Origin of the sequence: Variovorax paradoxus, from assembly GCF_040544635.1 — a bacterium.
GTDB classification, from domain to species: Bacteria; Pseudomonadota; Gammaproteobacteria; order Burkholderiales; family Burkholderiaceae_C; genus Variovorax; species Variovorax paradoxus_R.
On record NZ_JBEPKJ010000005.1, the window covers coordinates 240,680 to 265,356 of the forward strand.

Genomic DNA, 24,677 nt, shown 5'->3' on the forward strand with positions numbered 1-24,677 from the left:
CTCTCCTTCAGTCCAGCTGGAGTTGGGTCCGCTGCGCGACCGTACCCCACTTGGCGAAGTCTTCCTGGCTGCGCCGTTGCGCCTCTTGGGTGCTGTAGCCTTCAATACGCAGATCCATCTCCGCCAGACGTGCTTTCACGGCCGGAGCCTGGAGCGCGGTACGCACGTCGCGCTGGATTTTCTCGACGGTAGCGGCTGGCAAGCTCGACGGCGCGGCCAAGGTCTCGAAGAAGGTCGCATCGAAGCCCGGATGTCCGCTCTCGGCAACGGTCGGAACGCCGGGCAGCAGGCCCGATCTTTCCTTGCCGGAGACGGCGATCGCCCGCAGCCGCCCGCTCTGGACATGCGGCAGGACCACGGAGGAGACGATGAAGCCGCAGTCCACATGGCCGCCCATCACGTCCTGCGCGGCCGGGCCGGGACCTTTGTAGGGCACATGGGCGAGCCTGGTTCCGGTCGTCGCCAGCAGCATCTCCATGGCCATGTGGCTTGGCGAGCCCGCGCCGCCGGAGGCATACAGCCGGGTGGATGGCAACTGGGTGAACTTTGCGAGCGATGGGACCTCGGCGGCTGGATTGCACACCAGCAACTGGTTGAAACTCGCGAAGTAGGTCACCGGCTTGAGCGAAGCCCTCGGATCGAAGCCCAGCTTCTTGTACAGATGGGGATTGATGGTGAGGATCGTGTCGGGCCCGACGAGCAGTGTGTGGCCATCCTTGGCTTGCGCGACTTCCCCGGCGGCCAGGTTGCCTCCGGCGCCTGTCTTGTTCTCGATGACGACCGGCTGATTCCAGGCGGCCTGAAGCGCCGGCTGTATCAACCTGGCGATCACGTCACCCGGGGTGCCCGGCGGAAATGCCGCCACCAGGCGGACCGGCTTGGTCGGCCAAGCCTGCGCGAATGCCGAAGGAGCCATCGCCAAGGCCATTGCAAGGACGGCGAGACGAAGAAGCGGGGTGTTGACTTTCATGCGCGGTTTCCTCCCGTCGCATCGACGGAGCTTGTTGAAGGTGTTGAAGTGCCGTGCGGTGCTGCGGGGCAAGGCCGGGCCGTGACGCGAGACAGCACACTTGCTGCATCGTCCGCGGCTGCACCGCGCCACGCAACGATCTGGTCCGGGCGGATCAGTGCAAGCGGCGCTTCATAGAGTTCACGCAGGGACGGCTGCGGCAGCCGCACGACGCGCAGATCCATTTCCAGATCCCGGGCCGCGGCTTCGAAGGCCTCGGTGGCGGGGGCATCAGGCCCCAGCGCGAGCAGGGTCCATTCGGCGTGGAACAGGTCGAACAACGAGCGCCCGTCATCGAGCCACGCGTGCGGTGGCCGGCCACCCGGACTGGCGGTGGGTGTGTAGGCATTCGGTTCGTCCGGCGGCAGCACGGTCCCATCGCCGAGGATGATCGGCGAGCCGTCGTACCGGCCGCCGAAGGTCACGCCCGGGATATTGAATTCGAGCCGGGCATGCGCATCGAAGTGCAGGCCCGCGAGCTTGCGCTCGGTGTCGCCCCGCTGGGAGGTTTCTTCCAGCTCGGGCTTTGCCGCGAAGAGTCCCACCGAGTCAGCGAACTTGCGCGCGTAGCCGGTGTTGCGCTCGGCCAGGGGCCTGCGCTCGGCCTCGTAGCTGTCGAGCAGCGCCAGCGGTGCCTGGCCGCGGATCACGCTCGCGAGCTTCCAGCCCAGGTTGACCGCGTCTTCGACGGCCGTGTTGTAGCCCAGTCCGCCAGTGGGCGTGAACAGGTGGGCCGCATCGCCCGCGATGAAGACCCGGCCCTGCTGGAAGCGCTGCGCCACCAGCGCGTGCCCGGCGAGCCAGGTCCCCATGGAGAGAATCTCGATCGGCACATCGGCGCCCACCGCTTGCGCAAAGACGCGGCGCGCATCAGCCTCGGTCCAATCGTCGGCGTCTTCGCCGGGGCGCAGCGCCGCATGGAATGCGTATTCGGACACACCATCCACCGAGGCCATGAAGGCACGCCTTTCGTGGTTGACGGCCACGTACATCCAAGCCTTGGGGTGGCGCAGCACGTCGACGAACCGGGGTGCGCGCAGGTAGATGGCAAACATCTTGCCGCCCATGAACTCGCGCTGGATGCCGCTCACGCCGCCCCACTCGATGCCCAGCTGTTGCCGGACCAGACTGCGCGCGCCGTCGGCACCGATCAGGAACTTCGCGACCACGTCCTGCGCAGGACCTCCTTCGCTCGACCGCACCGTGGCGCTCACCGATCCACCCTCGTCGCTGAACCGCTCCAGCCGCCAGCCATAGCGCACATCGGCGGAAGGCCAGGCCTGCGCATGGCGGCGCAGCGCTTGCTCGACGAATTTCTGCGACACGCGATGCGGCAACTCGGCGGCGCTCCAGGAGCCCGTCATCGACTTGACCTTGACCGCGGCCTCGGCCGCCGTGGGCAGGCTGATGCGTGCCAGCTCATGGCCGGCCAGCCGCGTGAAGTAGGCGATGTCCGTTGGATGATCGGCGGGTAGACCCAGCGCACGGATCTCGTGCGCGAAGCCGAGCCGGCGGAAATGCTCCATCGTGCGGGCCTGCGTCGCATTGGCCTGCGGGTTGAAGGCCGTGCCCGGTTTGGCGTCGACGAGCAGGCAGCGGATGCCGCGGCGGCCGAGCTCGTTGGCGAGCATCAGGCCGCAGGGGCCACCGCCGGCGATCAGGACATCCGTGGCGATGAGGGGAGGGCGGCCGGCATCGGGCCGGAACGTGGAGGTCATCGGCTGTCTTTCTTCTTCCTGCATCAGTCGGCGCGGATCCCGCGTTCCCGGATCACGGCGCCCAGCCGCTTTAAGTCGGCCGCGCCCTTGTCGCCGAAGGCTGCGGGCGTTAGCGGCTCCGGTACATTGCCGAGCGTTTCGATGGTTGCCCTGACGGCCGGCAGTGCCAGCGCGCGGTTGACTTCGGCATTGATCCGCTGGATCACGGCCGGCCGCGTGCCGGCGGGCGCGTAGAGGCCGAACACCGCATCGGCGTCGAAACCCTTGAGGCCGAGTTCATCGAGCGTGGGCACTTCGGGCATCTGGGGCGCGCGCTTGAGGCTTGCGACCGCCAGCATGCGCAGCTTTCCGCTCCTGACGTGCTGGATGCTGATGCCGGGATCGAACAGGAAGTCGATCTGGCCGCCCAGCAGGTCCGTCAGCGCGGGCGCCGCGCCGCGGTAGGGCACATGGATGGCCGTTGTCCCTGTCTGGCCCGTCATCATCTCCGCCGCCAGATGAGGCGAGCTCCCGTTGCCGGGCGATCCGAACGAGCGCTTGCCGGGGTTCGCCTTGAGGTCGGCGACCAGGCCCTTGAAGTCCTTGACCGGGCTGTCGGCACGCACCACCAGGTAGAACGGCACGCGTGCGACGGATGCGACCGGGACCAGATCCTTTGCCGGATCGAACGACATCTTCGCGTAGATGTGCGGGTTGATCGACACCATGCCGCCGGAACTCATCAGGAACGTATAGCCATCGGGCGATGACTTGGCGACAAAATCGCCGCCGAGGTTGCCGCCCGCGCCGCCCTTGTTCTCGACGAGCACCGGCTGGCCCAGGGCTTCGTGCAGCGGTGCGCTGATCACGCGGGCCAACTGGTCAGCCGCGCCGCCCGGCGCGAAGTTGGCGACGATCTTGATCGGCTGCCGGGGCCAGTCCTGGGCCTGAGCGATGCCGCACGGGCCGAGGCCGAGCGCCAGCGCCGCGGTTGCGAGCAGGGATTTCATGGGGTGTCTCCTGCTTTTCATCAGAACGGATAGTGGCGGTCGGTGGTCTGCACCGTGAGCCAGCGCAGTTCGGTGAAGGCGTCGATGCCGGCCTTGCCGCCGAAGCGGCCGTAGCCCGAGTCCTTCACGCCGCCGAAGGGCATCTGTGCCTCGTCGTGCACGGTCGGGCCGTTCACGTGGCAAATGCCGGAGTCGATGCGGTTGGCCACATCCCAGGCACGTGCGAAGTCGCGCCCGAACACTGCGGCGGACAGCCCGTACGGGTTGTCGTTGGCCACGCGCACCGCTTCGTCGACGCCGTCGACACGCACCACCGGCTTCACGGGACCGAAGCTCTCTTCATGGTAGATGCGCATCTGCGGCGTCACATGGTCGAGCAGCGTCGCGGGCATCAGCGTGCTGTCGGCCTTGCCGCCGCAAACCAGCTTCGCGCCTTTGGCAAGGGCGTCGTCGATCAGCGCGTTGCAGCGCTCGACGGTGCTCGCATCGACCACCGAACCCAGCACCACCGGCCCCTTGCGCGGATCGCCCAGCGGCAGCTGCACGGCTTTGGCGGCGAGCTTCGCGACGAAGGCGTCCGCGATGCTGTGGTCCACGATGATGCGCTCGGTGCTCATGCAGATCTGGCCGCTGTTGGCGAAGGCGCCGAAGGCCGCGCCGTTGACTGCGGCGTCGAGGTCGGCATCGTCCAGCACGACCAGTGGGGCCTTGCCGCCCAACTCGAGCACCGCGGGCTTCAGGTACTTCGCGCAGGTCTGCGCGATCAGCCGGCCGACGCGGGTGGAGCCGGTGAAGTTCACCCGCCGCAGTGCCGGATGGGACACGATGGCTTCGACCACCTGGGCCGCATCCGCTGGTGCGTTGGTCACGAAGTTGACGACGCCTGGCGGGAATCCTGCATCCTTGAAAGCTTCGACGATCAGGCCGTGCGTGGCCGGGCTGAGTTCCGAGCCCTTGAACACCACCGTGTTGCCGCAGGCCAGCGGCGTGGCGATCGCTCGCACGCCGAGGATCACCGGCGCGTTCCACGGCGCGATGCCCAGCACCACACCGGCCGGTCGGCGCAGGCCCAGGGCCAGGCTGCCGGGTACGTCGGAGGGGATAACCTCACCGCTGATCTGGGTCGTCATGCCGGCCGCTTCCTGCAGCATGCCGGCGGCCAGGTGCACATTGAAACCGGCCCACGGGGCGCCGGCGCCGGTCTCGGATGCCATGGCATCCGTCAGGGCCTGGGCCTTCGCCTCGATGGCCTGCGCCGCCTTTAGCAGCAGCGCCCTGCGTTCGCCCGGGCCGGTGCGGGACCAGGCCGGAAACGCGGCCGCGGCGGCTTCGACCGCTGCCACGGCGTCGGCCTTCGTGGCGGCCGGCGCGATGGTCGCCACCGTGCCGTCGAGCGGATTGCGGCGCTCGAAGGTCGCACCGTCCGCGGCCTGGCGGTCTTCGCCATTGATCAACATCGATATCGTGCCCATCGTCTTGTCTCCTTGTAGATTTGGAAAAGCGAAAAACCGTCAAGCCACTTCGATCTCGACCAGCATCGGTGCGGTCGATTGCAGGGCCTGGTGCAAGGCCGGACGCAGTTGGTCCGCCGTGTCGACGCGCAGCCCCTTCATGCCTTGCGCGCCGGCCAACGCGACAAAATCGAGATCGGGCAGGTCGGTGCCCGGCACATGCTCGTCAGGCCGGTAGCCGAAGATGCGAGCAAAGTCGTACAGCGCGGCGTAGCGGCGGTTCTTCAGGATCAGCACCGTGACCGGCAGCGCCAGCTGGGCTGCGCTCCACAGCGCCTGAATGGCATACATCGCCGAGCCATCGCCCACCAATGCAATGACCCGTGCGCCAGGCTTGCCCAGCGCCACCCCCACCGCGGCCGGAAGGCCGAAACCCAGGCCGCCGCTGCACATGGTGTAGAAAGTTTCCGACTCGAAGACCGGCAGGTGGGCGTGCATCACGGGCCGTGCGCTGGGTGCTTCCTCGACCAGGATGCTGTCGCGCGCGCGCACGTCGGCCAGGGTCTGCAGGACCCACGCAACCGGCAGGCGTTCACCGGGCTCGGGCCCTGCGACGCGCGGCGGCCGCACGTGGGCAGGTGGTGCCGGACGATCGCTCGGCATGCTGCACTCGAGCAGATCGAGCAATCCCAGGCGGATGCTGCCGACCACGGAGGTTCCCGTCGGCGCCCAGGCTGCGACCTGGGGATCGTCCGTGAGCTGCACCAGCTCGCATCCTTCGGGCAGGTGCGGCCCATGGCCCGGGACATGGTAGGTGAACGCCGGCGCACCGAGCGCAAATACGAGGTCGTGGCCGGCGAGCCGCTCGACGATGCGCTCGCGCATCGGTGGCAGAAAGCCTCCCCACAGCGGGTGGTCTTCCGGGAAACTGCATCGGCCCGACATGGGCGCGACGTACACGCGGGCGTTGTGCCGCTCGGCCAGTTGAACCGCTTCTTTCCAGGCCTCGTCGCGATCGACCGCGGCACCGACCACGAAAGCGGGGGAGCGGGCGCCATCGAGGGCCGTGGCAATGCGCGCAAGAAGATCGGGATCTGCGCGCACGTGGCGGCTGACCTCTCGTGCATCGACCGGCAGGGTCTGCACGTCCCAATCGTCCGACGGGATCGAGACCAGCACGGGGCCGCGCGGCGGCGTCATCGCGATGTAGTAGGCGCGCGCAATCGCCAGCGGGACGTCCTCGGCCCGCGCCGGCTCGACGCTCCACTTGACGTAAGGCCTCGGCAACTCGGGCGCCTGCGTGGAGCCTAGAAAGGGCTCGAAGGGCAGGATCGACCGCGCCTGCTGGCCGGCCGTGATCACCAGCGGCGTGCGGTTGCGGAAGGCCGTGAAGATGTTGCCCATTGCATGGCCGACGCCGGCCGCGGAATGCAGGTTGATGAATGCCGCGTTGTGCGTGGCCTGCGCGTAGCCGTCCGCCATGCCCACGACGACGGATTCCTGCAGTCCGAGCACGTAGCGGAAGTCTTGCGGGAAGTCGATGAACATCGGCAGTTCCGTCGAGCCCGGGTTGCCGAACACGCTGGTCATGCCGAACGCGCGCAGCAGCCTGAAAACCGCGTCTCGCACGGTCAGGGTGCTGCCGGCCGAGAGAGGCGCTTGCGCGGGGAGTTCAACGCGTCGATCCATGAATGCTCCTAGATGAGACCCGCAGTTTTGCGCTTCATCTGGTATTCATCAATACAATGAAATGTCTAAAGCAAAATAAGCCAGATGCATACTGAAAAGCTGGACATGAACCTGCTGCGGCTGTTCGAGGCGGTGTACCGCCTGGGCAGCGTCAGCCGCGCCGCAGATGCTCTGGGGCTGTCGCAGCCGGCTGCGAGCCAAGGGCTGACGCGATTGCGCCTTGCCTTGGGCGATGCGCTGTTCGTGCGCGCCAACGGGCGCATGCGCCCGACGCTGCGCGCGGAGCGGTTGGCAAGCGTCGTTCAGCCGGCCGTCGCCGCCATCGAGGATGTGCTGCGGGACGAAGACACCTTCGACCCCTCGCGTTCGCAGATGACCGTTCGGCTGCACCTGAACGACATCGGCGAGGCGAGGCTGCTGCCGGAACTGATGGAAGCCTTGCACCGCCAGGCACCCGGCATACGGGTGCATACGACGCCGCTGCCGCACGGGGAGATCACCGATGCACTCGAAACCGGAGCCATCCATTTCGCACTCGGGTTCCTGCCTTCGGTCAGCGGCACGGAGCGCGTCGAACTGCTGCGCGATCGCTACGCGGTGGTGGTGCGGGCGGGACATCCGATGGCCAAGGGCACGAAGGCGGCGGATGTCCGCATGACCATTCAGGACCTGCGGCGCCTGGAGTACGTGGCCGTGCGTTCGCACTCGGAGACCTTTCGCATACTGCAGCAGCTCGGGCTCGATGGAAGGCTGGTGCTCAACTCGGCGCATTTTCTGGCGCTGCCGGCGATCATTGCACGCACCGATTTCGCCGTCGTGATGCCGCAGGCGATCGCGCGCAGGTTCATCGAGCCGAAGCGCTATGCGGTGCTTCCGGCGGAGCTTCCCCGCAGCGCCTTCACGGTGTCGCTGCACTGGAGCCGCCGGTTCGAATCGGACCCGGCGCACCGCTGGATGCGGAATCTCTTCATCGGTCTTTTCCAGGACAAGGAACGCTGATGGCTTGCGCTCGCAGCAAGAGTCTTCATTCTCCGAAAGCCCAAGCCGGGTACATACATGCGCCTGACTCGCGGCTTCTCGCGCCGCGGACGGCAAGAAATGGCAGCCATGCCGGAGGCGAATGCCACGGCCTTACCAGACTCGAGCCCACCCACGACTTCCTCGAATGCTTCCCAGGTCGGGGTGCCGTCATCACGCGCGTACTCCCGTCCGCTGCCGATGATGAAGTTCGAAGCCGGTATCGGCGGTACGCTCAACGGGGTGCCGGGCTCGGCAGCGCGGCCTGCCGACACGAGCCACGATTCCGGCTTGATTTCAGACGGTTGCTTTTCCATTCTCGGTTTCTCCGGAAAGGCAGAAGATGCCTATGGCGTTCCATCAGCAAGTGGGTGCGGAATGCCGCCGTCTCCATAGGAACGGACAATCTGTGCAATGACCACCTGGTAGCCGTTGAGCCAAAGCGCCTGACGCTGCTTTGCGGCGATGTGTGCGGGGTGCTCGATGAGCTCGCGAAGTGCGTCCATCGTTTTCCAGTAGTACACGTTGGAGACGAGTCCCGCTGCATGGTTTTCCCAACTCTCTTCGCCCATGTAGCCGGGGATGGACTTGGCAACCCGGGCAATGACGTTGTCCAAGGCGTGGAACTCGTCGTCGAACTGGCCCTTTGCGAAAGTGAAGGTAGATGTGTACATGTGGGTTTGCGTGGGCCTCAGCTCGTTCCACTGGCATTGCGCATCAATCCCGCCAGTTCCTCGTGTCCGTGCGCCTTCAACGTGTCCGCTGCGCTGAGGCGATCGCGCGCTTCCCTGTTTTGGCTGAGCTTGGTCTTGCCCACCAACGAGGTAATGGCGATCTCGATGCCCACGATGTTGCGCACCATGCTGTCGATGTACTCGGGTGCGGAGTCGCCCATCTTCCAGGGCCTGGGTTCGGTCGCCTCGTGCCGCCGCGTCAGGCGCGCGATGATGCGGCGCGCGAAGCGCTCGTCGGCATGCACGGTGAGCACGCCGTGCGCGTGCACCACCTCGTAGTTCCAGGTCGGCACCTGGCGGTGCGCCTCGTGCTTGCTCGGGTACCAGTTGGGCGAGATGTAGGCCTGGGCCCCGCAAAAGATGACCATCACCGGAGTCCCTGTGGGGCAGCGCTGCCACAGCGGGTTGGCGCGGGCGAGGTGGGCCGAGAGCAGGCCATGCGTTCCCACGTCGGGATCGAACTCGAAGGGGAGGTGATCGGCATCCAGGCCGGTGGCCCCATGCGTTACCAGGGCTCCCAGTGGGTGATCGCGGATCACGCGTTGCAGTTCTTCGGGCCTTGTTTCGGCAAAGTGCGGGGGGATGTACATCGGGGAGGGTAGAGATGTGGCGGGCAGCTGGAACTGTCGCGCGGAACCGGCACAATGGGAAGGTCCAGTTTTATTTCTTTTGCATGGACCAGTTGCATTCCCCGTTCAGCCAGGGCTCCCGTGCCAACAGGGCCGGACGCCGCATCTACGATCTGCTGCGTTCCCAGATCGCCGATGGATCGCTCGCTGCCGGCGCGCGGGTGCCGTCCACGCGAGCCTTGGCGGCAGAGCTCGGAGTGTCGCGTACCACCGTCACCGCTGCCTACGAGCAGCTCGCGGCCGAGGGCTTCCTCGTCACGTCCGTCGGACGTGCCGCCCGCGTCGCGAGCCCGCCGGCTGCGCGTACACCAACCGGCTCGAACGCGAGGCGGCGCGCCAAGGCCGCACCATCTCTCTCGGCGTTCGGCCGTCGTGTTGCGTCGATCGAAATGCTGGGACTTGCTGTTGCCGAGCCGGCCCGCATCGACTTCCTGTATGGCGCGGTGGCTTCTCGCGACTTTCCGGCGTTGGCCTGGCGGCGCGGGTACCAGGCCGAACTGCTGCGCCGTCAACACAGTCTCTACTATGTCGCGCCCGAAGGTGACGCGTCGCTGCGCCGTGCCCTCCAGGGATACTTGAGGCGCGCGCGGGGTCTGGCCTGCGACACCGAGCAGATCCTCGTGGTGCACGGCTCGCAGCAGGCCATCGACCTGTGCGCGCGGCTTCTGCTGGATCCCGGCGATGCCTTCGTCTTCGAGGAGCCCGGGTACCTGATGGCGCGCCGGTGCTTCGAGGTCACGGGCGCCGAGCTCCTGGCGATCCCGGTGGACGCTCAAGGCCTGGACACCGCCAGGCTGCCCAAGGACGATCGCGCCCGTCTGGCGTACGTGACGCCATCGCACCAGTTCCCTCTGGGTGGCGTGCTGCCCATCGGCAGGCGCCTGGAACTGCTTCATTGGGCGCAAACGCACCGCGCCTGGGTCGTGGAGGACGACTACGACGGCGAGTTTCGCTACGGCCAGCGTCCGATCGACGCACTGCAGTCGGTAGACACCGACGGCCGCGTGATCTACGTAGGCACCTTTTCCAAGGCGCTGTCGCCGCAGCTTCGGCTCGGCTACCTGGTTCTGCCACCCGAACTGGTGCCGGTGTTTCGGCAGGCCAAGCGGCTGGCCGACCGCCATGCGCCCGTGCTGGATCAGCGCGTGCTGGCGTCGCTGATCGACAGCGGCACCTACGAGCGCCACGTGCGGCGCACGCGCCGCGAGCACGAACGCCGGCGGGCGGCACTGCTCGATGCCATTGCGCGCCACCTGCCTGCCAGCGCCACGGTCATCGGCGCGGCGGCCGGGCTGCATGTGGTGCTCTGGCTGCCGTTCCTGCGGCCGCAGGACGAGCCCGCGCTGGTGGCCGCGGCCCGCAGCAAGGGCGTGGGCGTCTATGCGGTGTCGCCGCTGTTCGCCAGGCCGCCGTCGCGCATGCAACCCCGGCCGGCCGGACTGATCCTGGGATATGCCAGCCTCTCGGTCGAGGAGATCGATCAGGGGATGCGTGTGTTGGCTGCGGTGATCGCCGCGCGGGGGGCGAAGCCGAGCGCGAGTGTCACTAAGGCAAAGCGGGCGAGCGCCGAAGCTCCCGGTACAGCGTCGCGCGGCTGATGCCCAGCCGGCGCGCGGCCTCGTCCTTGTCGCCTGCAGTCTCTGCGAGCGTCTTTCGTATGCAGGTATCGCGCTCGCGGTCGAGGTGTGCCTGCAGCGTAGTCGTTGGGGTCGTTCCGTGCCGGCCCGCAATGGCCTGCGGGCGCTTTGCGACAGGCTGATCCGGCAGCCCTGCTTCGCCAGAGAGCAGGAAGCGCAGCAGCGCGGCTTCCAACTGCCGCACGTTGCCCGGCCAGTCGAAGGCCAACCATCGCGCGCGAACAGATGAGGGTGCACGGCGCCCCGGCAGGCCTTCGCGCAGCGCGATGCGCTCGAGCAACTGCTCGGCCAGCCACTCCAGGTCGTCGCGCTCGCGCAGCGCCGGCATGTGCACGCCGAGCACATTGAGCCGGTAGTACAGGTCGGCCCTGAACTGGCCCGCGTCCACACGCTCCTGCAGGTCGCGGTGGGTGGCGCAGACGACGCGGGTGTCGATCGGAATCGGCGAGACGCCGCCTACGCGCACGATCTCCTGGTTCTGTACGGCGCGCAGGAGGCTGGCCTGCAGGCTGAGGGGCATATCGCCGATCTCGTCGAGGAACAGCGTGCCGCCGCTCGCGAGTTCGAACTTGCCCGGCTTGCCGCGCGTCCGCGCGCCGGTGAAGGCGCCGCCTTCGTAACCGAAGAGCTCCGCATCGATCAGCGATTCGGGAATGGACGCGCAGTTGACCCACACGAACGGGCGCCGGGCGCGCGGCGACAGCGCATGGATTGCGTTGGCCGCCAGTTCCTTTCCGCTGCCGGTTTCACCCTGGACGAGCACGGGCAGCGAGAGCGGCGCGGCCTGTTCGATGGCCGCGCGCACCGCGTCCATCCGGGTGCCCTGGCCCAGTATGTCGTCGATGCCGTAGCGCGCGGTCCACGGCGTGGGCGGGCTGTGGATGGCGCGCCCCTGGTCGCCGACGACAGCCACCGCCTTCTTCAGCGCCGCCATGTTGGAGAACAGCGCCAGACCGACCGCGCCGATGATTCGCTCGTCCTGGTAGACGGGCACCTGCCGCGCGAGCAACTGGTGGCCCCGCACTTCGAGCGGCATCATGGTCACGGAGAGGTCGCCGCGCGCCACATGGTGCAGGCGCGTCTTCGGCGACACGACATCGGTGATGTGCCGGCCGATGAAGTCTTCCTGGGGGCCGCCCAGCAGGCGGCAGTAGGGCGCATTGATGAGCACGACGCGGCCGTTGGTGTCGACCGCCACCAGGCAGTCGGACACATGGTCGAGCACGCGGCGCAGGAACTCAGCCTCGTTCTGGCCGGAGCCGAACCATTCGGGAAAGGGCATTTTTTGTCTCTTGATTGCGACGTTAGGACTCAATACTGAGACTACGGCATGTGCTCCAGGTCGTCAATCGAAGCCTTGATGAGAAATTCTTCAAGCAAATCAAGTACTTGTGGAAATCGCGAAGAAGTCCGCCGAGCGGGCCTCGGATTTGCTCTGTGCCCTCCGCCCGCATTCGAAGCGGCGCGGCGGCTTCCGTCCTTTCACCTGGAAATGCACATGAACGACATCATTTCAATCGGAGACATGCACGTGCGCGTGGCGGGCCACGGCCCGGCGCTCGTCTTTTGCCACGGCTTCACCACAACCGGCGAGTTCTGGCGCGAGCAGATGGGCGCGTTCTCGCGCGATCACCGAATGGTGGTGCCCGATCTGCCCGGCCATGGCCGCTCGGCATCGCCACGCTCCCGCCGCTACACGATCGACGCGTTCGTGAACGACCTCGTGCTGCTGTTCGACAAGCTGCGTCTCGACGACGCCATCCTGGTGGGGCTGTCGATGGGCGGCACGATCGCCCAGCGTTTCGCGCTCGCGCACCCGAGCCGCTTGCGCGCGCTGGTGCTGGTGGGCGCCACGCCGCACGGGCTCGGCCCCGACGTGAACGTGAAGAATGTGCTGCACGCCATCGACACCCTCGGCGTCACTGCGGCGAGCCAGGCGGTGATCGACCGCTCGTTCGCCTCCGCCGCCTCGCCCGAACTGGTCGTCTTTGCGCGCGACCAGGTGGCGCAGACACCGGAATTCGTCGCCCGCGAAGCCATCGTCTCGCTGAACGAGGCCGACAGCCGGGCGCAGCTCGCACGCCTGGCATTGCCGACGCTCGTCGTCTGCGGCGAGGAGGACGCCATCACGCCGCCGGCCGAGTCGCATGCGCTCGCCGCCGGCATTCTCGGCGCGACACTGCAGCTGGTGCCCAGCGCCGCGCACTTTCCGATGCTCGAGCAGCCCGAGCGTTTCAATGCGATCCTGCGTGACTTCATCGCTCGCATCGACAACCGGAGCGGCGCTTGACGCGCGTCCGCCATACATCAAGGAGTATGGACATGACAACAGCAGTTGAGACTTCCCCCGCCACCCCCGAGCGTTCGCGTGAAACGCGCCGAGTGGTCTTCGCCGCCGCGCTCGGCACCGTATTCGAGTGGTACGACTTTTTCATCTACGGCAGCCTCGCCGTGTTCTTCGGCGGATTGTTCTTTCCGAAGGGCAACGAGTCGGCGGCCATTCTCGCGTCGCTTGCGACTTTCGGCGCAGGCTTCGTGCTGAGGCCTTTCGGTGCGATCGTCTTCGGGCGGCTGGGCGATCTGGTCGGGCGCAAGAAGACCTTCCTGGTGACGATGATGATCATGGGCATTGCCACCGCCACGATCGGATTCCTGCCCACGTTTGAAACCATCGGCTGGGCCGCGCCGGCCATCCTGGTGCTGCTGCGCCTTCTTCAAGGCCTGGCAATTGGCGGCGAGTTCGGCGGTGCCGTCACCTACATCGCCGAGCATTCCGATCCGCGGCGCCGCGGCTTCATGACGAGTTGGTTGCAGATCACCGGTACCATTGGGTTGCTTGTTTCCCTGGGCGTGATCCTGGCGCTGCGCTCGTCGATGTCCGTCGAGTCATTCGCCTTGTGGGGATGGCGCGTGCCATTCCTGCTGTCCATCGGGCTGCTCGTGTACTCGCTGTATGTGCGCATGCGGCTGGAGGAGTCGCCGGTGTTTCTCGAGATGAAGGCGCACGGCAAGGGCTCGCGCAACCCGGTCAAGGACACTTTCGGCAACCCTCGCACTTTGCGCATCGTCCTGGTGACGATTTTCGGCGCCGTGGCCGGGCAGGCGGTGATCTGGTACACCGCGCACTTCTACAGCTTGCAGTTCCTCACCGCGACGCTCAAGCTGCCGCCGCAGTCCGCCTACGCCTACCTCACGATCGCCCTGGTGCTAGCTACGCCATTCTTCGTGCTTTTCGGTTGGTTGTCCGACCTGATCGGGCGCAAGTGGATCATGCTGACGGGTTGCTTGCTTTCCGCCATCCTGTTCATGCCGCTTTTCCAGGGCATGGCCAAGTACGGTAATCCGGCCCTGGAGGAGTTCCGCGCCCGCACCCAGGTCGTCATCCAAGGCGGCGACTGCAGCGAGGACCAGTCCTTCATCGGCCAGCTGTTCCAGCCGAAGGCGACCAAGCCGTGCACGCGCGCCCGCTCGTTCCTGGCCGCGCAAGGCGTGCCGTACACCTTGCAGCCGCAAGCGGGCGAGCTGCAGTTCGTGGTCGCCGAAACGACGCTGACCGGTTTCGATGAAGCGGCACTGCGCCGCGTGCTGGTCGAGCGCGGCATGCCGCTCACGGCCGATCCGGCACGCGTGAATGCGCCCATGGTCGTGCTGATGCTGTTCGTGCTGGTCTTCCTCGCGACCATGGTGTACGGTCCGATGGGCGCGTTCCTCGTCGAGCAGTTTCCGACGCAGGTGCGCTACAGCGGCGTCTCCGTGGCTCTTCAGTTCGGCAACGGCTGGATCGGCGGCTTCGCGCCGTTCATCGCCACTGCGATGGTTGTGAGCAGCGGCGACATCTTCCGCGGGCTCGTCTACACGATTGCGGTAGCGCTGCTCACCTTGGTGATCGGTGCGTTCTGCATTCGTGATCGCCGGGGGCTCGACATGCGCGAGCCGATGGCGGCAACGGAAGCGCCGCGTTCCACCTCGACGCTCGCTGCGTCTGAACAGTAGACCGGACCGGCATGGCTCCCGCCAAGATCCCCGTCACGATCGTCACCGGCTTCCTCGGGGCCGGCAAGACCACGCTCGTGAACCACCTGCTGGCGCAGTGCAGCGGCACCTACATCGGCATCATCGTCAACGAGTTCGGCGAGGTCGGCATCGACGGGCAGCTGATCGTCGCCGATGACCAGCCGCTGATCGAGATCACCAATGGCTGCGTCTGCTGCACGGTGCGAAAGGACCTGACAGCGGCGGTGAACGAGCTGCTGCAACGCGCCGAACGTCCGATCGAGCGGCTGATCATCGAGACTTCCGGCCTGGCCGACCCCGCTCCGGTGCTGCAGAGCTTTCTTGCCGATCCCGCCTTGTTGCAACTCGTGGAACTCGAGTCGGTGGTCACCGTCGCCGATGCCCATCACATCCTGCTCCATATCGGCGACGACATCGTGCGCGAGCAGATCGCCTTTGCAGACGTGATCGTGCTCAACAAGGTCGAGATTCCCAGCGCATCGGAGCTGGAGCAACTCGATGGAGAGCTGCGCAGGCTGAATCCGGCCGCGCACCTGGTCCGGACCGAGCGGGCACAGGTTTCGGCCGCCGAGCTGCTGGGCACGAAGCGCTTCTCCTTTCCGCACGTGCTTTCGATTGAGCCCGATCTGCTGGACGGCGAAGCGCACGACCACGAGCACGACACCTCGATCGGCTCGTGCTGCATTGAAACCGATGGTGCAATCGATCCGGAGCGGTTCAGCCGCTGGATGAACCAGCTGGTTCAACGCGAGGGCGCGCGGCTGATGCGCACGAAGGGCGTGCTTCACTTCGACGGCGAGGCGCGGCAGTTCCACTGTCACAGCGTGCACATGCTGCTCGATGCGCGGCCTGGGCGGCGGTGGGGCCCCGATGAGCTGCGCTGCAGCAAGCTGGTCTTCATCGGGCGGGAGCTTGCGGCCGACGCGTTGCGCGAGGGTTTCCTCGGATGTCTCGTGGTTCAACCCGAACGGGCGCCGGCTCCTGCCACCGAATCTGAAACGGAGCACCCATGAAACTCCAACATGCGCTGGGCGGCCTTGAGAATCTCGGGCCCGTCCACCTCGAAACCCGCGTCTTCGTGCAGGAATGGGAGAAGCGTATCTTCGGCATCCACACGGTGATGATGGCCGAGAGCGCCCACCTCGCAGAGGCATTGCCCAGATATCCGATGGCCACCTTGCCGACAACGTTCAAGGACACTTGGACCTGGGCCTCGCTACGCACCGGTGCCGAGAGCATGCAGCCCTTCGAGTATTTCAAGTTCCGCTACTACGAGAAATGGCTGATGGGCATCAGCCAGTTCTTTGTCGACGAGGGCTACATCACCGCCCAAGAGTTGGCTTGGCGGACCGCGCACTATCGCGTCCAGCCCGACGCGCCGCTGCCCGAGCGGCCCAGCGAGCCGATCAAACGCCAGATCGTCGACTACCTTCTGCAAGGCGATTCCAGCTTGCGGCCGCTGCCGCATGCACCGCGGTTCGCGGTTGGCCAGACGGTGCATGTGGCCGACCCCGCGGCGGCCGACCACACGCGGCTACCCGGCTACCTGCGCAATAAGAAGGGCACTGTCCGCGAGGTATACCCGGGTGCCTTCGAGTATTTCTGCTCGACAGGACCGGACGGGTTGGAAGGACCGATGCCGGTGTACCGCGTTGCGTTCGATGCGCGCGACATCTGGGGCCCCGACCTCTGCGAACCGAATACGACGATCTACGCCGACCTCTTTGAGGTCTACCTGCAATCTGGAACGCCCAAGGAAGAAGAGAAAACGTCATGAGCAGCGATCTGTTCAAGTACAACGACGAGCGCGAAGCAGCGAGTGCCGCGAAGGTGCGCGCGCTGGAGGCCCTGCTGATCGAGAAAGGCGTGATCGGCAGCGATTCGGTCGATGCGGTGCTCGATCATTTCGAGAAGATCGCGGGACCGTTCAACGGCGCGCGCATCGTTGCGCGGGCATGGGTCGATCCCGCCTACAAGCAGCGCCTGCTCGACGACACGCCCCGGGCCATTGCCGAACTTCAGCTGCCGCTGGGCATGGAAGGCGCCGAAGGAGAGCACATGGCCGCGGTGGCCAACGGTCCGGGTGTGCACAACCTGATCATCTGCACGCTCTGTTCCTGCTATCCGTGGCCGGTGCTCGGGCTGCCGCCGTACTGGTACAAGGATCCGGTGTTCCGCGCCCGAGGCGTGCGCGAGCCGCGCGCAGTCTTGCGCGAGTTCGGCGTACCGATAAGTGAGCACATCGAAGTGAAGGTGTGGGACAGCAGCGCGCAGATCCGCTGGTTCGTTGTGCCTGAGCGGCCGGCCAACACCGACGGCTTCAGTGAAGAGCAACTGGCTGCGCTGGTCACGCCGGAGGCGATGATGGGCGTCGCGCTGGTACCGCCGCCTACAGCGACCTGAGGCCGGGTGCCATGTTCACTCGCTTCGAGGAATATGCTGCTTCCCAGATGCTGGGCCATGTCGACTCGCCGCCGCGCAGCCAGGGTAAGCTGTTCTTTGCAGAGGCGTGGCAACGGCAGCTCTTCGGGTTGACGCTGGCGGTGGCCAAGCAGGGGCACTTCGAGTGGGAGGACTTCCGGCAGCACCTGATTGAATCGATCGGCGACTGGGAACGGCTTGATTGCGCAGCACAGCCGCCGTGGGACTATTACGAGCGGTTCTTCGGGGCGCTGCTGCAGGTTCTGGAACGGCAGCATGTAATCACCGAAGGCGAACTGGCCCAGGCCCTGGCTGAACGGTCGGCGCGGAGCAGTGAATGAGTGCCGAGTGGCTTTCCTTTTCGGGGCTGGTCCTGATGTTCGTGCTGGGCCTGCGGCACGGGTTGGACCCCGACCACATCGCCTGCATCGACGGCCTCACCTGGCGCGCGCTCAATCATTCGCATGCCCATGCAGGTTGGATCGGGACCTTGTTCGCGCTCGGCCACGGCCTGCTGGTCACGCTGATCGCGGTGGTCGTCAGCAAGCTTGCGCTGCACTTCGATCCTCCGGGCCTCGTGGTGACCGTTTTCGGATGGATTCCAACCTTGCTGCTGATCGTGGTCGGCTGCCTCAATCTGCGCCTGCTGCTGCGCAGGGAGGAGGCCTACGCGCCGACCGGCTGGAAAATGAGCCTGATCCCTGCGCGCTTGCGGCAGCAGACGAGTGCCTGGTCGGTGGTGGTCATCGGCGTGCTGTTCGCCACCGTCTTCGACACCGCCACACAGGCGGCAGCCTGGGGCTACGTCGCCAGCAACAAGAACGGCGGTGCATGGGCTGCCTTGCTCGCAGGGATGACCTTTACGGCAGGGATGATGGTCACCGATACGCTGGACGGCCGCATCATTTGCCGAATCGGCCGAGGCATCGAAAATCCGGAGGCGGGGCGCCGCGTGCGCCGGACACTGGGCTGGCTCATCGTTGCCATCTCATTCGGCGTGGCTGTCTACAACGTGGCCAAGGCGTTGTTGCCGGAAGTCGAACTCGACGACATGGCGTTTTCATTCGCCGGCGCTGCGCTGGTTGTTGTCATGCTGGGCATCTGGGCGTGGAGTGCCAGGCGCGCACGCAGTGCGCGAGCGTGCGTCATGCCGGGCCTTCGGAAAGACGCGCCCCCAACACCTCTTCCTTCGCGGACCTCCTGATGTCGCCCCGCAGCGTACGTCGGTGAACCGACAACTGCCAGCCCGCGGCGCGGCTGCGTCCGGTGGCCACGAGTGCCTCTCTGCCCAGAGCTTGGCAACCCAGCGCTTCCATCTTCTTCTCCGGTTCTCTCATGGTCAAACACATTGCATTCCCGGGCGCCGTTGCCCTGCTGGCCAGCACCTCGACGCTGGCGCAGGTGAGCCTGCAAGCCGTTGAGGTGACGGCCACGCAGCAGGACCAGTCTCCATCGCTGCAGGCAACGCCCGCGGTTGGCAGCCGGCTGGATCTGACCGTGCGCGAAACGCCTGCTTCTGCGGAGGTGATCACGCAGGAAATGATGGAGCGGCGCGGTGCGCGAACTTTCGAGGAGGCATTGCGCGGCAGCGTGGGGATGACCGCGGGTGGCGCGCCTGGTTCCCCCTCCGTGGCATCGACACGCGGCTTCACGGGCGGCTTCATCACCTACCTGTTCGATGGCGATCGGGTGGCGGTGGCCTCGATGGTGAGCCGGCCGCAGGACACCTGGAACTACGAGCGCATCGAAATCCTGAAGGGCCCTGCCTCGGTGCTCTACGGCGAAGGCGCCATCGGCGCGGCCGTCAATTTCGTGACCAAGCGGCCCGACCGAAACAACCCGGGTGCCGAGGCCATGCTGTCCTACGGCAGTTTCGGCACGGTGCGTGCCGGCGTCGGCCTGGGCGTCAACATCGGCGAATCGAGTGCTTTGCGGCTGGACTACAGCCGCCAGGAGACCAACGGGTACATCGACCGCAACAAGCAGCGGTACGACAACCTCACCGTGGGGTTCACCACGGCCTTGACGCATGACCTGACGCTCGATCTGACGATGGACTATGCCAAAGACAGCGCGCTGTCCTACCAGGGGACGCCGCTCGTGCCGCGTGCCTTTGCGATGCAGCCGACCGACATCGTGGGCGACTCGGCGGGGCGAGTGGTCGATCGCAGCATCGCCTTTCGCAACTACAACGTCGACGATGCCCAGATGAGCGCGCGCAGCCTCTGGACGCGTGCCAAGCTGACCTGGCAGATCGCGCCGGAATGGAAGCTGCGCAACGAACTGTCCTACTACACGGCGGACAGGGCGTGGCGCAATGCAGAGTCCTTCGCCTTTGCCGCGCCCGGGCGGATCGCGCGCGACCTGGTCGGTATCACGCACGACCACCAGATTCTCACGAACCGGCTCGATCTCACGAACACCTCGCCCATCGCCGGCATGAAGAACCGGTTCGTGGCGGGCCTCGAGCACACGAAGACCGACTTTTCCTCCAACCGCGATTTCTCGAATGGATCGGCCGCGGCCGACAATGCCCTCGCGGTGGGCGAATTCGCCACCTTCCCGGGAAGCTATGGTGCCTTTGCCGCCAATCCGGCGCTCTACGCCGGCGCCGGCAACCGCACGATCTTCGGCGCACGGATCCCCACCAGCTCGCTGTTCCTGGAAGACGCCTTGTCCGTCAGCGACCGTTGGACCGTCGTGGGCGGCTTGCGCCAGGACTACGTGAAGCTGGAACGCCAGAGCGTGGACCTGAACACCCGAGCCCTGACCTCGTTCACCCAGAAGTACAGGCCGACATCGGGACGGCTGGGCGTGGTGTTCGCCATCGACCCCGACACGTCGGTCTATGCGCAGTACACCAACGCGAGCGCGCCGGTCGGGACGGGCAACCTCCTGTTGCTCTCGGCCGCCAACGGTGCCTTCAGCCTCTCGACGGGCAAGCAACTCGAGGTCGGCGTCAAGCAGTCGGCTTTCGACGGGCGACTCGACTACACGGTGGCGGCTTACAAGATCGAACTTGACAACGTGCTGTCGCGCGATTTCAGCAACCCGACGCTCACCGTCAACAGCGGCAAGCAATCCGCCCACGGCCTCGAACTCGCCGCGGCCTGGAAGGCGACGCGCGACCTGACGCTGAGCGGCAACCTGGCACGCGTCGAGGCGCAGTTCGATCAACTGATCGAGGCCGGCAACGTTTCGCGGGCCGGAAACACGCCGCCGAATGTGCCGAAGACGGTTGCCAATCTCTGGGCTGACTACGAGATCCCTGGATGGCCGGTGCGCGTGGGTGGGGGCGTCAACCGAACCGCCCACTCCTACGCCAACAACGCCAATACGGTGCGCATGAACGGGTTCACCACGGCGACCGCCTATGCGACCTGGACGCTGCCAAAGGGCGACCTCACGTTTCGCGTGCGCAACCTGACGGACAAGCCCTACGCCTACTGGAGCGGCGCGAATTCGAACGACCAAGTCATGATCGGCGCACCGCGCAGTTTCGAAGTCGCCTACCGGGCGACTTTCTGATGCGCGTGCCAACCCAGCCGATGGCAAAGGCATGAAGCCGGCCCTGATCTTCATCCACAAGTGGCTCGGCATCTCGCTGGCGCTGCTGTTCCTGATGTGGTTCCTCAGTGGCATCGTGCTGTATTACGTGCCGTTCCCCAACCTCACGCAGGCAGAGCGCCGGGCCGGACTGCAGCCCATGGCGCTGGCCGCCGATTGCTGCCTGACGGCCGAAGAAGCGGCAAGACGAGCCGGCGTGGCGTTCACCGAAGCACGCCTCGCGATGGCCGAGGAAGAGACGCCGGCCTGGCGGCTCCTGGTCGATACCGGCAACAAGAGCGCCCCGCAGTGGCAGACGCTCGATGCCCGCACCGGTGCGCGGATGGCGCCGCTGACCTCCGTCCAGGCCATGAAGGTGGCCGAGATCTCCAGCGGCCGGCGGGCGCTGTCGGCCGAAGGGCTCGAGCGCGACCAGTGGACGGTTCCGCAAGGAATGGATCCCTACCGTCCTCTTTTCAAAGTCAGCCTGGAAGGCGACGATGGCCTCGAACTGTACGTGTCCAGCACGGCCGCCGAGGTGGTGCGCGACACGCGCCGTGCCGAGCGGTTCTGGAACTGGATCGGCGCCGTGCCGCACTGGATCTACCCGACCGTGCTGCGGCAGTTCCCGCAAGCATGGAACCAGGTCGTCGTCTGGCTCTCGATCCCTGGCGTGCTGCTGGCCGCGACGGGGCTGGTGCTGGGAATCTGGCAGCTGTTCCTCAACCGGTCTCGCTGGATCCCCTATCGCAAGTTCTGGATGCGTTGGCACCACATGGCCGGCCTGGTCGCCGCGGTGTTCACGCTCACCTGGATTTTCTCGGGCCTGATGTCGATGAATCCCTATGGGGTGTTCTCTTCACGGGGGCTCCCCACCGCCGAGCGCGACCGCTGGCTCGGCGCCGACCGGGGTGCCGTTGTGACGCCGCAACTGGCCCTGGCTGCGGTCGCGGCCCGAGAAGCCGGTGCGCAGGCGTTGGAACTCGAGCGGCTTCGAATCGACGGGCAAGTCTGGTACCGCATCCAGGGCACGCAGCAGCGGTGGTGGGTGCGCGCGGACGACGCGAGCGCCATGCCGGCGGTGGAACCAGTGTTGCCGGACGGATGGGTGTCGGGCACTCTGCAGCGTGTGCGTGGTGTCGACCGCTCCCCTGCGAGCGTGACGCGGATCGATCGCTACGACGAGGTCTACTACGCGAAGGATCCGGCCTCGGCGGAGGCGCTGGACACCCGGCCGTTGCCAGTCTGGCGCGCCCATTGGCCCGACGGCACGGACCTGTATGCCGACGCCGCCTCGGGCAAGGTGCTGTTGCGAGTCGATCCGTCAGGCCGCTGGCAGCGGCTTCTCTACCAAGGATTGCACAGCCTCGACTTCGAGCCGCTGCGCGCACGGCCCTGGTTGCGCGACGCCCTGGTGCTGATTCTTTCCCTGCTCGGTACGGCCCTGTGCATCACATCGTGCGTCATTGGATGGCGCGCTCTGTCGCTCGAGACGGAAAGTGCACGACACAAGGGAATCGCTCGTTAAAGAGGAGACACGCCTCGTGGCCGAATATCGTGCTGCTGCCGCCAGGCCTTTGCCGTGATTGCCGTCTGTCGCGCTGATCACCGCAAAGGCCTCCAACAACGATCAATAGAAACAGCTCTACCTCCGGTCCCATCACATCGCGGGAAAGCATGAGGATCTTAGCCATTTCACGATCGCAGCCGCGGCGAAGGAAGACATCGTCACGCTGTTTTGGAGCCCGGTAGAAGACGGTCAATCTGGACCGAATGGGCCGCGTTTCGTGTCCCACTTAATGGCTGAATAGATCCATCGGCGTCACGGGCTCTCGCGATGATGCTCACTGGACCGGGACTTCGCGGCAGTGGAAGCGTTGCTGCGAACTGCTGCCATTCGAATTCTCGGCGGGGTCGGACCTTGGCCAATTGCCATGTTGCTGCACCATCGGTGCTGAGGGCCAAGCTACTGATGCCGTTGTTGCTCCAGGCCCAGCCCTTGACTTTCACATCATCTGCGGAGATGGTGTCGCCGGGTGCCGGATGGGTGATCATCGAATTGGGCTCGACGGCCCACACCGGCCCTCGAATGACTTTGCCTTCATGCTCGCTGTCGCGGTTGTACCAGACGGTCGTGAAGGGGGAGTTCGCACGCCTGCCTTGGACCGACAGCCGGCAGAGCCACTTGGTCATGTTGGTGCCGAACCAGCCAGGCACCACCAGCCGAACGGGCCCGCCCCGCTCGCGCGTCAGGGGTGCGCCATTCATCTCGTAAGCCACGAGCACCTCGTGAGACAGCGCCTTCGAGATCGGCAGATCCTTGCGGTACCGGTTCATCTTGCGACCGCCGAATTCGCCGCTATCGAGCCCGTCCGACCACACATGGGTGGCACCCGTCTCGAGCTGCGCATGCTCGAGCAGCACAGCCAGCGGCACACCGGTCCAGCGGACGTTGCCCACCCGCCAGAGGTTGTCGTCGGCCGGAACCAGGGGGCTGCCAAAGCACTCGTGAAAGGCGGTGATGGAAACCGAAGGCAGCCGCCTGAGACCGTCCAGATCGATCGAGAAAGGCCTGCGGACGAGCCCGTCGACTTGCAGCCGCCAGCGCTTGGCGTCGACGTCGACCGAACCCATGTGGATGGTCTCGAAGAGCTGCGCGTCGGAGGTGATGACGTCGCGCAGCGCCGCAGGGGCGGGTGGCGGCTTCAGGTGGAATCCGGGAGACCGACCAACGACAACCGAACGCTCTGCTCCTTCAGGCAGCGGTGGCAGGAAAGTCGAGCTATTCATTCAGCACCCCGGCAGTCACCTCATCGTCGAGCAGCCGCGGAAACTGCGGATCGGAAGACCCGGACCACGCGACCGGCTCGTGGCGGCGGCGTTCGACACCCAGAGAGAAGACGTCGAATCGGTTGTAGTAGCCCACCACGTCATGGAACTGCTTCGGCTCGATGCACTTGTTCAGGTCGAACTCCGCATAGGCGATCCCTTCCTCGTTCTGAAGCGTGTCGCCGATCTGCGTGCCGGTGGGGTCCACGAACATCGATGCGGCGCGCGGCGTGCCGTCGACCACCTCTGCCACGGCAGGATCGCGATCCACCAGGAAGTCACGCATCGCCTTGTCCATGAAGCTCGCGCAGATGATTCCGAACGCCTTGGCTTCGAACGAATGGGCGGACGCCCGGATGCGGTTTGCCGTAACGTTGTCGAAGTTTCCGCCGCCCGACGGCTTGCGCGTGGGCCACATTGGCGGCCAGCTGGAGACATGGATCTGCTCTGCCTGCGCCATGAGCGAGAAGCGCGCAAGCGGGTTGGTGTTCTCGCCGCAGATCAGCCCGCCGATGCGCCCGAAGCGGGTCTCGGCGACGCGAAGTCCCTGTCCGTCGCCCGCCGCCCAGACCAGCTTCTCGTAGAAGGTCGGCACCAGCTTGCGATGGTGGTTGAGCAACTCGCCCGTCTCGCCGATCAGGATGTTGGAGTTCCAGATGCAGCCGGTGCTCACGGTGCTGCGCTCGCTGATGCCCATCGACACGCACACGCCAAAGCGCTTGGCGGCTGCCGCAATCAAGGCCACCTCGGGCCCCGGCACATAGACGCTGTTCTCGACCATGGCCTCGAACAGATCGTGGTTGTAGATGGGCGCCCACAGGGCGGCCCACACCGGGAACGCTGGGATATACGTCTCCGGAAACGCGATCACCTGCGCGCCATGGAGGGCGGCCTCCTTGATGATGGACACGGCCTTTTCGGTCGTGGCGGTCTTGTCGAGCAGCACCGGCGCTGCGTGGGCGGCGGCAACCTTCACCCGGGGCAATGAACTCAT

The 24,677-nt window shown here is 66.1% G+C and carries 21 protein-coding genes; 11 read left to right on the forward strand and 10 right to left on the reverse strand.

The window, feature by feature from the left end; translation table 11 throughout:
* Nucleotides 1-7 precede the first annotated feature (7 nt).
* The 5 genes from ABIC94_RS10835 to mdlC are packed head-to-tail and all read right to left on the reverse strand — an operon-like array spanning nucleotide 8 to nucleotide 6,856.
* Nucleotides 8-970, reverse strand: coding sequence for a Bug family tripartite tricarboxylate transporter substrate binding protein (locus tag ABIC94_RS10835; RefSeq protein ID WP_354373015.1), 963 nt, complete (start codon nucleotides 968-970; stop codon nucleotides 8-10).
* The gene (locus ABIC94_RS10840) at nucleotides 967-2,727 is read right to left on the reverse strand and encodes an FAD-dependent oxidoreductase (protein WP_354373016.1); all 1,761 of its coding nucleotides are present in this window, start codon (nucleotides 2,725-2,727) and stop codon (nucleotides 967-969) included. The genes ABIC94_RS10835 and ABIC94_RS10840 overlap by 4 nt, the downstream gene beginning before the upstream one ends.
* 23 nt (nucleotides 2,728-2,750) lie before the next feature.
* Entirely contained in the window at nucleotides 2,751-3,716 is a 966-nt protein-coding gene (locus tag ABIC94_RS10845) for a Bug family tripartite tricarboxylate transporter substrate binding protein (protein WP_354373017.1), read from the reverse strand.
* 20 nt (nucleotides 3,717-3,736) lie between these two features.
* Nucleotides 3,737-5,188: an aldehyde dehydrogenase gene (locus tag ABIC94_RS10850; RefSeq protein ID WP_354373018.1), complete on the reverse strand. Its 1,452-nt coding sequence runs from the start codon at nucleotides 5,186-5,188 to the stop codon at nucleotides 3,737-3,739.
* A gap of 39 nt (nucleotides 5,189-5,227) precedes the next feature.
* The gene (mdlC, locus tag ABIC94_RS10855; protein ID WP_354373019.1) at nucleotides 5,228-6,856 is read right to left on the reverse strand and encodes a benzoylformate decarboxylase; all 1,629 of its coding nucleotides are present in this window, start codon (nucleotides 6,854-6,856) and stop codon (nucleotides 5,228-5,230) included.
* 84 nt (nucleotides 6,857-6,940) lie between these two features.
* On the opposite strand from mdlC, the gene ABIC94_RS10860 reads away from it, so the two are divergent.
* Nucleotides 6,941-7,855 (forward strand): LysR family transcriptional regulator, encoded by a 915-nt coding sequence (locus tag ABIC94_RS10860; protein ID WP_354373020.1) that lies wholly within the window; start codon nucleotides 6,941-6,943, stop codon nucleotides 7,853-7,855.
* 365 nt (nucleotides 7,856-8,220) lie between these two features.
* On the opposite strand, the gene ABIC94_RS10865 is transcribed toward ABIC94_RS10860, so the two are convergent.
* A complete protein-coding gene (locus ABIC94_RS10865) occupies nucleotides 8,221-8,547 on the reverse strand; it encodes an antibiotic biosynthesis monooxygenase family protein (protein WP_354373021.1) in 327 nt (108 codons plus the stop codon).
* Between the two features lie 17 nt (nucleotides 8,548-8,564).
* A complete protein-coding gene (locus ABIC94_RS10870) occupies nucleotides 8,565-9,197 on the reverse strand; it encodes an FMN-binding negative transcriptional regulator (RefSeq protein ID WP_354373022.1) in 633 nt (210 codons plus the stop codon).
* 83 nt (nucleotides 9,198-9,280) lie between these two features.
* On the opposite strand from ABIC94_RS10870, the gene ABIC94_RS10875 reads away from it, so the two are divergent.
* Nucleotides 9,281-10,834, forward strand: coding sequence for a PLP-dependent aminotransferase family protein (locus ABIC94_RS10875; RefSeq protein WP_354373023.1), 1,554 nt, complete (start codon nucleotides 9,281-9,283; stop codon nucleotides 10,832-10,834).
* Here ABIC94_RS10875 and ABIC94_RS10880 read toward each other — a convergent pair.
* Nucleotides 10,782-12,155, reverse strand: a complete 1,374-nt coding sequence (locus ABIC94_RS10880; protein ID WP_354373024.1) for a sigma-54 interaction domain-containing protein — start codon at nucleotides 12,153-12,155, stop codon at nucleotides 10,782-10,784. The two genes, ABIC94_RS10875 and ABIC94_RS10880, sit on opposite strands and share 53 nt — an antisense overlap.
* A 216-nt stretch (nucleotides 12,156-12,371) precedes the next feature.
* On the opposite strand from ABIC94_RS10880, the gene ABIC94_RS10885 reads away from it, so the two are divergent.
* The 9 genes from ABIC94_RS10885 (at nucleotide 12,372) to ABIC94_RS10925 (ending at nucleotide 22,382) form a co-directional block, all read left to right on the forward strand.
* The gene (locus tag ABIC94_RS10885) at nucleotides 12,372-13,163 is read left to right on the forward strand and encodes an alpha/beta fold hydrolase (RefSeq protein ID WP_354373025.1); all 792 of its coding nucleotides are present in this window, start codon (nucleotides 12,372-12,374) and stop codon (nucleotides 13,161-13,163) included.
* Nucleotides 13,164-13,195: 32 nt separating this feature from the next.
* Nucleotides 13,196-14,866 carry an MFS transporter gene (locus ABIC94_RS10890; RefSeq protein ID WP_354373026.1) on the forward strand — a complete coding sequence of 557 codons (1,671 nt, stop codon included), beginning with the start codon at nucleotides 13,196-13,198 and terminating at the stop codon, nucleotides 14,864-14,866.
* Nucleotides 14,867-14,877: 11 nt separating this feature from the next.
* Nucleotides 14,878-15,900 carry a CobW family GTP-binding protein gene (locus tag ABIC94_RS10895; protein WP_354373027.1) on the forward strand — a complete coding sequence of 341 codons (1,023 nt, stop codon included), beginning with the start codon at nucleotides 14,878-14,880 and terminating at the stop codon, nucleotides 15,898-15,900.
* Complete coding sequence (gene nthB / locus ABIC94_RS10900) at nucleotides 15,897-16,664, forward strand: nitrile hydratase subunit beta (protein WP_354373028.1); 768 nt, start codon at nucleotides 15,897-15,899, stop codon at nucleotides 16,662-16,664. The genes ABIC94_RS10895 and nthB overlap by 4 nt, the downstream gene beginning before the upstream one ends.
* Nucleotides 16,661-17,290 carry a nitrile hydratase subunit alpha gene (nthA, locus tag ABIC94_RS10905; protein ID WP_354373029.1) on the forward strand — a complete coding sequence of 210 codons (630 nt, stop codon included), beginning with the start codon at nucleotides 16,661-16,663 and terminating at the stop codon, nucleotides 17,288-17,290. Before nthB ends, nthA begins: the two co-directional genes overlap by 4 nt.
* Before the next feature lie 11 nt (nucleotides 17,291-17,301).
* Complete coding sequence (locus ABIC94_RS10910; RefSeq protein WP_354373030.1) at nucleotides 17,302-17,649, forward strand: nitrile hydratase accessory protein; 348 nt, start codon at nucleotides 17,302-17,304, stop codon at nucleotides 17,647-17,649.
* Complete coding sequence (locus ABIC94_RS10915; RefSeq protein WP_354373031.1) at nucleotides 17,646-18,512, forward strand: hypothetical protein; 867 nt, start codon at nucleotides 17,646-17,648, stop codon at nucleotides 18,510-18,512. Before ABIC94_RS10910 ends, ABIC94_RS10915 begins: the two co-directional genes overlap by 4 nt.
* A gap of 131 nt (nucleotides 18,513-18,643) precedes the next feature.
* On the forward strand, nucleotides 18,644-20,836 hold the full coding sequence (locus tag ABIC94_RS10920; protein WP_354373032.1) for a TonB-dependent receptor: 2,193 nt from the start codon (nucleotides 18,644-18,646) through the stop codon (nucleotides 20,834-20,836).
* 31 nt (nucleotides 20,837-20,867) lie between these two features.
* A complete protein-coding gene (locus ABIC94_RS10925) occupies nucleotides 20,868-22,382 on the forward strand; it encodes a PepSY domain-containing protein (protein WP_354373033.1) in 1,515 nt (504 codons plus the stop codon).
* A 200-nt stretch (nucleotides 22,383-22,582) separates the two neighbouring features.
* Here ABIC94_RS10925 and ABIC94_RS10930 read toward each other — a convergent pair whose 3' ends face one another.
* Both ABIC94_RS10930 and ABIC94_RS10935 read right to left on the reverse strand, forming a co-directional pair.
* Nucleotides 22,583-23,644, reverse strand: a complete 1,062-nt coding sequence (locus ABIC94_RS10930; protein WP_354373034.1) for a molybdopterin-dependent oxidoreductase — start codon at nucleotides 23,642-23,644, stop codon at nucleotides 22,583-22,585.
* Complete coding sequence (locus ABIC94_RS10935; RefSeq protein WP_354373035.1) at nucleotides 23,637-24,677, reverse strand: carbon-nitrogen hydrolase family protein; 1,041 nt, start codon at nucleotides 24,675-24,677, stop codon at nucleotides 23,637-23,639. The genes ABIC94_RS10930 and ABIC94_RS10935 overlap by 8 nt, the downstream gene beginning before the upstream one ends.

Coding starts and splice junctions, on each gene's coding strand:
- ABIC94_RS10835 (WP_354373015.1), bottom strand. CDS start 970: ATGAAAGTCAACACCCCGCTTCTTCGTCTCGCCGTCCTTGCAATGGCC.
- ABIC94_RS10840 (WP_354373016.1), bottom strand. CDS start 2,727: ATGACCTCCACGTTCCGGCCCGATGCCGGCCGCCCTCCCCTCATCGCC.
- ABIC94_RS10845 (WP_354373017.1), bottom strand. CDS start 3,716: ATGAAATCCCTGCTCGCAACCGCGGCGCTGGCGCTCGGCCTCGGCCCG.
- ABIC94_RS10850 (WP_354373018.1), bottom strand. CDS start 5,188: ATGGGCACGATATCGATGTTGATCAATGGCGAAGACCGCCAGGCCGCG.
- mdlC (WP_354373019.1), bottom strand. CDS start 6,856: ATGGATCGACGCGTTGAACTCCCCGCGCAAGCGCCTCTCTCGGCCGGC.
- ABIC94_RS10860 (WP_354373020.1), top strand. CDS start 6,941: ATGCATACTGAAAAGCTGGACATGAACCTGCTGCGGCTGTTCGAGGCG.
- ABIC94_RS10865 (WP_354373021.1), bottom strand. CDS start 8,547: ATGTACACATCTACCTTCACTTTCGCAAAGGGCCAGTTCGACGACGAG.
- ABIC94_RS10870 (WP_354373022.1), bottom strand. CDS start 9,197: ATGTACATCCCCCCGCACTTTGCCGAAACAAGGCCCGAAGAACTGCAA.
- ABIC94_RS10875 (WP_354373023.1), top strand. CDS start 9,281: ATGGACCAGTTGCATTCCCCGTTCAGCCAGGGCTCCCGTGCCAACAGG.
- ABIC94_RS10880 (WP_354373024.1), bottom strand. CDS start 12,155: ATGCCCTTTCCCGAATGGTTCGGCTCCGGCCAGAACGAGGCTGAGTTC.
- ABIC94_RS10885 (WP_354373025.1), top strand. CDS start 12,372: ATGAACGACATCATTTCAATCGGAGACATGCACGTGCGCGTGGCGGGC.
- ABIC94_RS10890 (WP_354373026.1), top strand. CDS start 13,196: ATGACAACAGCAGTTGAGACTTCCCCCGCCACCCCCGAGCGTTCGCGT.
- ABIC94_RS10895 (WP_354373027.1), top strand. CDS start 14,878: ATGGCTCCCGCCAAGATCCCCGTCACGATCGTCACCGGCTTCCTCGGG.
- nthB (WP_354373028.1), top strand. CDS start 15,897: ATGAAACTCCAACATGCGCTGGGCGGCCTTGAGAATCTCGGGCCCGTC.
- nthA (WP_354373029.1), top strand. CDS start 16,661: ATGAGCAGCGATCTGTTCAAGTACAACGACGAGCGCGAAGCAGCGAGT.
- ABIC94_RS10910 (WP_354373030.1), top strand. CDS start 17,302: ATGTTCACTCGCTTCGAGGAATATGCTGCTTCCCAGATGCTGGGCCAT.
- ABIC94_RS10915 (WP_354373031.1), top strand. CDS start 17,646: ATGAGTGCCGAGTGGCTTTCCTTTTCGGGGCTGGTCCTGATGTTCGTG.
- ABIC94_RS10920 (WP_354373032.1), top strand. CDS start 18,644: ATGGTCAAACACATTGCATTCCCGGGCGCCGTTGCCCTGCTGGCCAGC.
- ABIC94_RS10925 (WP_354373033.1), top strand. CDS start 20,868: ATGAAGCCGGCCCTGATCTTCATCCACAAGTGGCTCGGCATCTCGCTG.
- ABIC94_RS10930 (WP_354373034.1), bottom strand. CDS start 23,644: ATGAATAGCTCGACTTTCCTGCCACCGCTGCCTGAAGGAGCAGAGCGT.
- ABIC94_RS10935 (WP_354373035.1), bottom strand. CDS start 24,677: ATGAGTTCATTGCCCCGGGTGAAGGTTGCCGCCGCCCACGCAGCGCCG.